Here is a 7,752-nt window from a genome sequence, read left to right as displayed (position 1 = left end):
CGAGCCATCTAGGAACACCCATTCAAAATCCGCTAGTTGTGATAAATGTTTGAAAATATCAACTAATATTCCTTTTTTAGACCACAAATTAAATCGCCTATAGACAGTGCTCCATTCACCAAACTCCTCTGGCAAATCTCGCCAAGGAATACCGGTTCTCATTCGAAAAAGGATCCCTTCAAACGTCATCCGATGCTCGGATTTATTATAAACTCGACAGGTATTTTTCATTATTTGTAGTAGCTTTTCCCACCGTTTATCTGTCAGCATTGTTGTTCTTGGCATGATGAATCGAGTTAGGGTTGTTTTTTGCAGAATTATTATAACTCACATCATGCCGTCTAAAAAATAATCACGAAAGATCAACACGCCCTAATCACATACAAATAAATATTTTTCATAATATCAGCTAGGTGGCTGCTTATCTTTGAATAAAAAGAAAATAAAAAGGCATAAAGATGTTGTTATAATATAATTTCAAATTACTTAATATCGATATAATCATCAGATCATTTGATTATTTAGGATGATAATAGTAAACGCTGTGGATTAATCTTACAATAGCACAGCTCATGGTAATTGAAATAGATTGAATAGGCTGTAGCTATTTTGTCCACGTTTTTGTGCTGATTTCTTCTTGATGCTGTAATTTTGCAAACATCCGTTTAGGTTTGAGATTTTTCGCTTCTAACTCTTTTAAACATCTGATATCCCAAATTTCTAGACCATCGTATTTTTCCTCCATTTATAAAAAGTTGAATATCCCATATCTTATTTGAGGCAAAGCGCTTTAATTGAAAAATGTGCTTTAACTTTTTTAATATCGGTACGATTTAGTGCTTATCACCTTTTTCATATTCAAATTCTCTTTTACTTTTGTCATAGACAATTTTCTACTTTTTAGGGGATAGTTATGATAAAGGGGGGAGCTTTTAGTTCCCCTTTTTATTCGTTTTATTGTATTTTAGTTTTTTTGGTTGATGTTGATGTAAGTAAGTTTCCTAAAAAAACTAATAAATATCAATAATAAAGTCAATATCTTGTTGTTCTTGTAATTTCACCCTTAACAATTCTTTAAGTTCTTTTATTAAGCTATTTAGTTCAAATATTTCTTTTTTTGTGAGTAGCCCTGTTTTTGATTTTAATTCTTTAATTCTTAGAATTTTTTGCTTTATATTTTTGCACATTATTTACACTCCTTTCATTATTTAAATTTACTATAACTTATTACTTTTTAAAAATATTTGAAAGATTTCAACGATCAGTAACATCAATTGATATAGGTTTTAGCTATCGCGCGCTATTTAATCGATCTGTAAAACCGATCATAATATACTACCAATCAAAATTTATTTAAAGAATAAGAAAAAGATAAGTTATGTTTTGGTAAAAATGTAGTAGATGATATCGTCGATTTTTATCAAAAAAAATCAAATTGAATATAAAGAATTATGGAAAATATTAATCGAATTTTTAATATTTCAGTATCGGATTGTAATTATTCTGTAAATTGATAGCTTGATTATAAATGGATAAATAGACGTGTTTATCGAGTATATTGTGAGTTAAGGCTTAACCTCAGAATAAAACATAGAAGCGTATTTCATTTCGAACACCAGAAAAGTTATCATATTTCTAATAAAAAAGGTGAATGTTGGTTAATGGTTTTTATGAGTGATAGTAGCTGTAATCAACGTCGCTTTAGGACATTCAATGTCATCGATGGCTTTAATCGTGAGGCGTTAGAGATTGATATTGCAGTAAGCTTACCAGCGGGAAGAATTACCCGTTACTTAGATAAACTGGCTGAATATCATGGGTATCCATTAAAAATACGGGTCGATAATGGACCAGAATTTACAGGAAAAACCTTTATAAACTGGGCTAAATCACATGATATAACCATTGATTATATCCAGCCTGGTAGCCCTTATCAAAATGGCTATATTGAACGATTTAATCGTACCTATCGTACTGAAGTACTCGATTTATATCTTTTTAACAACTTAGTACAAGCAAGGAGAATAACCGAAGAATGGTTAATGATTTATAACACCGAAAGACCGCATGAGGCATTAAATAACATGACACCGATTGAGTATAAAACACTAAAACAAGTAGCGTAATTTTCTACATTAGTTTTAACTATGCGGTATCAAAATTTCCAAAATATACAAATAAACGTACAAAGTGGTGTGATGAGTAGTTCTTTGCTGTTTTTGAATCTGGATATAATAAGATAAGTTTTTATTTTTTTAATTATTGCTATAACTGATAAAGTGTTCGCAAGTGGTAAATGGTGCACCCGAAGGGATTCGAACCCCTGACCGCTCGGTTCGAAGCCGAGTGCTCTATCCAGCTGAGCTACGGATGCGTGTAAGTTCGTTAAAAAAGTGGTGCATCCGAAGGGATTCGAACCCCTGACCGCCCGGTTCGTAGCCGGGTACTCTATCCAGCTGAGCTACGGATGCGTTTTGAATTTATTTAAAATGGTGCATCCGAAGGGATTCGAACCCCTGACCGCCCGGTTCGTAGCCGGGTACTCTATCCAGCTGAGCTACGGATGCATATTTTAATTTATTTAATGGCGGTGAGAGAGGGATTCGAACCCTCGATGCAGCTTTTGACCGCATACTCCCTTAGCAGGGGAGCGCCTTCAGCCTCTCGGCCATCTCACCAAGACATTATGACTTTGCTTAAACAACAAAATCATAATGTGTGGCGCACATATTACGTTTTACAAAAAATAAGTCAAACATTTTTTTGCTTACGCGTGCTAGTTGTTTATTTCCTGCCCAATATTACCCTATGGACTTAGGTATTTCATCATTTGCTTCTTGTGGTTGATGAATTTTGTTATATATTTCTTCCCTATGAATAGAAACTTCTTTAGGTGCATTAATACCTACTCTGACTTGATTTCCCTTCACGCCCAAGATGGTAATAACTACATCATCACCAATTATTAGTGTTTCACCTACTCTCCTAGTTAAAATTAACATTAGATCTCCTAATATCAGTTAAGTATATATCCAAACAATTTTAATATATAGCTTTATCAGCCCCCATCAATAAGACGGGATTTTACAGAAAAACTCTAATATTCAATTAACAAATATTTTGAGTCTATCTGGCTAATTTGCTTGTAATTTATTACTGATTTCCTTTTTCACAGAAGATAACGCTTCTGGTAATGCCGAGAGATCCATTCCACCTGCTTGAGCGAAATCAGGTCGCCCACCCCCTTTACCGCCTACTTTTAATGCTAATTGGGAAACCAAATCTCCTGCCTTAACTATATTGACTAAGTCATTGGTTACACCTGCAGCTAAATTGATTTTATCATCATTGACGGCGGCTAAAATTATTACACCTGTCTTTAATTGATTTTTTAGATCATCAATCATGGTTCGTAATAATTTTGCTTCAACATTATCAAGTTTAGCAATTAGTAAATGTTTATCATTGATTTTTTCACATTGATTAAGTAATTGTGCACTTTCTTGGCTGGCTTTCTGTGCTTTTAGTTGTTCAATTGTTCTTTCAAGCTGTTTAGTTTGATCGATTAATTGCTCAATGCGTGCCAAAACTACAGATTTATCACTTTTAGCTAGTTGTCCAATTTGAGTTAGTAAATTGGATTCATTATGTATCAAATCCATTGCATTTTGCCCTGAGGTTGCCTCAATACGGCGCACACCAGAGGCAATGCTTGATTCTGATATTATTTTAAATAACCCTATATCACCAGTTCTATCTACGTGAGTACCTCCACAAAGTTCAATTGAGAAATCGCCCATTGTCAGAACTCTAACGATATCTTCATATTTTTCACCAAATAAAGCCATCGCGCCTTTATCTTTAGCCTTATCAATTGGCATTAGCTCAATATCTACTGGTAAATTACGACGAATCTGTTGATTTACTAAGTTCTCTATTTCAATAATTTGTTCTGGCGTAATGGCTTGATTATGTGAAAAGTCAAAACGCAGATAGCTATCATTAACTAAAGACCCTTTTTGGTGAACATGGTTACCTAAAATACGTTGTAAAGCCGCTTGCAATAGATGCGTAGCTGAGTGATTACGTCGAATACGTTCACGCAACTCAACATCAATAGCAGCAGTGACATTATCACCAACTTTTAACGAGCCTTTTATAATTTGGCCTAAATGACCAATACTTTGACCATATTTTTGGCTATCAAAAACATTAAATTCAAGATTAGCCGCAGTTAGTAAGCCTTTGTCACCAATTTGGCCACCAGACTCTCCATAAAATGGTGTTTTGTCTAAAACGACAATAGCTTCATCGCCAGCGTGAATATTTTCGACTTTTTGGCCGTTTTTAAATATAGCAATAACTTTTCCTGATGATTCTGTTGCTTGGTAACCTAAAAATTCAGTTTTATCATCAAGCTTGATAACATTACTATAATCAACATTAAATGAGCTTGATTCGCGGGCTCGCTTTCGTTGCTCTTCCATGCATTGGTTAAAGCCATCTTCATCGATAGTGATGTTTTTTTCACGACATACATCTGCCGTTAGATCTAATGGAAAACCATAAGTATCATAAAGTTTAAATGCGATATCTCCAGGTAAAACTTTCCCCGTTATTTTGGTTAATTCCTGATCTAATAAAGATAATCCTCGTTCAAGAGTCTTTAAAAATTGCTCTTCTTCAATTTTAAGTGCATTTTCGACTAGTTTTCGATTTTTTTCTAATTCAACCGCTGCGCTTCCCATCACACCAATTAATGGTTTAACTAGTTTATAAAAGAAAATGTCTTTTGCTCCTAGCATATGCCCATGACGCACTGCGCGTCGAATAATGCGTCGTAGTACATAGCCTCGCCCTTCGTTTGAAGGTAAAACTCCATCTGAAATTAGGAATGCACAAGAGCGGATATGGTCGGCAATAACGCGTAGCGATTTATTTTCTAAATCTTTAGTCTGAATAACGTTAGCTGCATCATTAATTAATTTCTTAAACAGGTCTATTTCATAATTAGAGTTGACGTGTTGTAACACTGCAGCAATACGTTCTAGTCCCATACCAGTATCCACAGATGGCTTAGGTAATGGTTCCATTGTGCCATCAGGATGGCGGTTAAATTGCATAAAGACAATATTCCAAATTTCTATAAATCTGTCACCATCTTCTTCTGCGCTACCAGGAGGTCCTCCCCAAATATGATCACCATGATCATAGAAAATTTCGGTACAAGGACCACAAGGGCCGGTATCACCCATCTGCCAAAAGTTATCTGAGGCATATGGAGCACCTTTATTATCACCAATACGAATTATACGTTCTTTAGGGATTCCGATTTCTTTTTCCCATATTGCATATGCTTCGTCATCTGTCTCATAAACGGTAACGGTTAACTTCTCTTTAGGTAGGTTAAACCACTCTTTGCTGGTCAATAATTCCCATGCAAAATGTATTGCATCATGTTTAAAGTAGTCACCAAAACTAAAGTTTCCTAACATCTCAAAAAATGTATGGTGCCGAGCAGTATAACCAACATTATCTAAATCATTATGTTTACCACCAGCACGGACGCAACGTTGCGATGTTGTTGCTCTAGTGTAAGAACGCTTATCAACACCAAGGAATAAATCTTTAAATTGATTCATTCCAGCATTAGTAAATAATAGTGTTGGATCATTGTGTGGAACAAGGGAACTACTTGCGACAACTTCATGTCCTTTGCCACGGAAAAAGTCAAGAAAATTTTGACGAATTTCTGCAGTACTTTTCATTTATGCTTCCATATAAAACGATAGATTTTTAAACATAGTAATATACCCGTTACAACTAAAGTTGAAAAGTAAATCTTCCTAAATTGGAATGGAGCTAACTAATATTTATTACAAGTAAATAGGGATAAAATAAAAAAAGAATTAATGAGCTTTATTTGTAATAGGCTTTAAATTATATATTTTGTATTCTAGATATTATAATTATTTAAGTCAACAAATCGTAAGCAGTTTTAATATCATTTTGTGTATAGCCTCTAGCTATTAGAAATTGAATAACTTTTTGTTTTTCATTGGTATTTTTTGCTTTGATTTGTTTTGACTTTTTTAATAATTGTTTATATGCAAGGTTTCCCCAGTTGATATTAGAGGCTTGCAATAACTGACGACTTAAGTCAACAGATAAACCCCGTTGTTTAAGTTCCATTGCAATTTTATATTTTCCGTAACCTTTATTGGCACGCATAACAATATATTTTTCAATATAGTGGGCGTCATTTATCCAATTTTGATTAATACAATGTTCAACCACATCTTGTATTTCAGCTTTTAGGGTACTCAATTGGTCATGATATTCATCTTCTGTACTTTGTAGCTTTTTTGCAAAAAAGAATATCATTTTTTGGCTTAGTTCATACGAAGAGTGATCGCGCTGTGCAAGTAATTGCACAGCTTTATTTAGGATTGATTTATTGAGTTTTTTTTCATTATTCAATGCTGTCATTCTCTAATGAAGTATCGTCTTCAGGTGCTGTAAAATCTGCAGGGCTATTTAGTAATAAATCACGTAGTTTTGTTTCGAGCTCTTTTGCGATTTCAGGATGTTCTTGTAAAAACTTAATTGAGTTAGCTTTACCTTGTCCAACTTTTTCGCCATTGTAGCTATACCATGCACCAGCTTTATCGACTAACTTATGTTTAACCCCTAAGTCAATCAATTCGCCTTCTTTAGAAATACCACAACCATAAAGAATCTGGAATTCTGCTTGTCTAAAAGGTGCTGCAACTTTATTTTTAACCACTTTAACGCGAGTATCACTACCAATAATATCTTCGCCTTCTTTTACAGAACCTGTGCGACGAATATCAAGGCGAACAGAAGCATAGAATTTTAGTGCATTACCACCAGTTGTTGTTTCTGGGCTACCAAACATAACACCAATTTTCATACGAATTTGGTTAATAAATACAACTAAACAATTTGCATTTTTGATATTCGCAGTTAGCTTACGTAATGCTTGTGACATTAAGCGAGCTTGTAATCCCATATGAGAATCGCCCATTTCACCTTCAATTTCAGCTTTTGGAGTTAATGCTGCGACTGAGTCGACAATAATAACATCAACAGCACCAGAACGAACCAAAGCGTCACAAATTTCAAGAGCTTGCTCTCCTGTATCAGGTTGAGAAACTAATAAATCATCAACTTGAACGCCTAATTTAGCCGCATAAATTGGATCGAGTGCATGTTCAGCATCAATAAATGCACAAGTTTTACCTTCTTTTTGAGCTTGTGCTATGACTGATAAGGTAAGCGTTGTTTTACCAGATGATTCTGGTCCAAATATTTCAACAATTCGACCCATTGGTAAACCGCCAATACCTAGTGCAATATCAAGTCCTAAAGAACCTGTAGATACAGCATCTACATCTAACGTTTGGGTATCCCCTAAACGCATAATTGAACCTTTACCAAATTGTTTTTCGATTTGACTTAATGCAGCAGAAAGTGCGCGTTGTTTGTTTTCGTTCATATTATAAAATTCCAATGAGTTAGGATTGGTAATATTATACTGTATTGTTATACAGTATCAAGTTTTTTTTATACACAACAACTATTTAGTTAATATTGGAAATTACTTCACAAATTTTTATGAATAATTTATTTGATGTAATAACTGAAACTAACAAATGGTGATGAAATATCGATATTCAAGAATAAATTTATTGAAATATTATGTTAATTTTATAATTTTAAATTTTTATT

General features: G+C 34.1%; 8 protein-coding genes and 4 tRNA genes. 1 reads left to right on the top strand and 11 read right to left on the bottom strand.

What is annotated here, in order from left to right:
* From A9G38_RS01010 to A9G38_RS12130, 3 genes are all read right to left on the bottom strand, one after another.
* Positions 1-285, bottom strand: a 285-nt coding sequence (locus A9G38_RS01010) for a transposase (RefSeq protein WP_141671670.1), incomplete at its 3' end; no start/stop codon positions are given.
* Positions 286-604: 319 nt separating this feature from the next.
* The gene (locus A9G38_RS12135; protein ID WP_176713211.1) at positions 605-745 is read right to left on the bottom strand and encodes a hypothetical protein; all 141 of its coding nucleotides are present in this window, start codon (positions 743-745) and stop codon (positions 605-607) included.
* A gap of 265 nt (positions 746-1,010) precedes the next feature.
* Positions 1,011-1,187 carry a hypothetical protein gene (locus A9G38_RS12130; RefSeq protein WP_155266131.1) on the bottom strand — a complete coding sequence of 59 codons (177 nt, stop codon included), beginning with the start codon at positions 1,185-1,187 and terminating at the stop codon, positions 1,011-1,013.
* A 345-nt stretch (positions 1,188-1,532) separates the two neighbouring features.
* Here A9G38_RS12130 and A9G38_RS01005 point away from each other — a divergent pair, with 345 nt between their 5' ends.
* Positions 1,533-2,126 carry an integrase core domain-containing protein gene (locus A9G38_RS01005; protein ID WP_034913192.1) on the top strand — a complete coding sequence of 198 codons (594 nt, stop codon included), beginning with the start codon at positions 1,533-1,535 and terminating at the stop codon, positions 2,124-2,126.
* 171 nt (positions 2,127-2,297) lie between these two features.
* On the opposite strand, the gene A9G38_RS01000 is transcribed toward A9G38_RS01005, so the two are convergent.
* From A9G38_RS01000 to recA, 8 genes are all read right to left on the bottom strand, one after another.
* Positions 2,298-2,374, bottom strand: a tRNA-Arg gene (locus A9G38_RS01000).
* A gap of 20 nt (positions 2,375-2,394) precedes the next feature.
* Positions 2,395-2,471 (bottom strand) — tRNA-Arg (locus A9G38_RS00995).
* A gap of 19 nt (positions 2,472-2,490) precedes the next feature.
* A tRNA-Arg gene (locus A9G38_RS00990) sits at positions 2,491-2,567 on the bottom strand.
* An 18-nt stretch (positions 2,568-2,585) separates the two neighbouring features.
* Positions 2,586-2,678 (bottom strand) — tRNA-Ser (locus A9G38_RS00985).
* A gap of 123 nt (positions 2,679-2,801) precedes the next feature.
* Positions 2,802-3,002, bottom strand: coding sequence for a carbon storage regulator CsrA (gene csrA, locus A9G38_RS00980; RefSeq protein WP_034913196.1), 201 nt, complete (start codon positions 3,000-3,002; stop codon positions 2,802-2,804).
* A gap of 132 nt (positions 3,003-3,134) precedes the next feature.
* Entirely contained in the window at positions 3,135-5,768 is a 2,634-nt protein-coding gene (alaS, locus tag A9G38_RS00975) for an alanine--tRNA ligase (RefSeq protein ID WP_034913200.1), read from the bottom strand.
* 205 nt (positions 5,769-5,973) lie between these two features.
* On the bottom strand, positions 5,974-6,489 hold the full coding sequence (locus A9G38_RS00970) for a regulatory protein RecX (RefSeq protein WP_034913204.1): 516 nt from the start codon (positions 6,487-6,489) through the stop codon (positions 5,974-5,976).
* Positions 6,473-7,519, bottom strand: coding sequence for a recombinase RecA (recA, locus tag A9G38_RS00965; RefSeq protein ID WP_034913207.1), 1,047 nt, complete (start codon positions 7,517-7,519; stop codon positions 6,473-6,475). Before recA ends, A9G38_RS00970 begins: the two co-directional genes overlap by 17 nt.
* Positions 7,520-7,752: the final 233 nt, after the last annotated feature.

It is taken from the genome of Gilliamella sp. Imp1-1 (assembly GCF_001690415.1).
Lineage (GTDB): Bacteria > Pseudomonadota > Gammaproteobacteria > Enterobacterales > Orbaceae > Gilliamella > Gilliamella bombi.
Note: the sequence above shows the minus strand (reverse complement) of the source record. Positions and strands in the feature narration are given on the sequence as shown.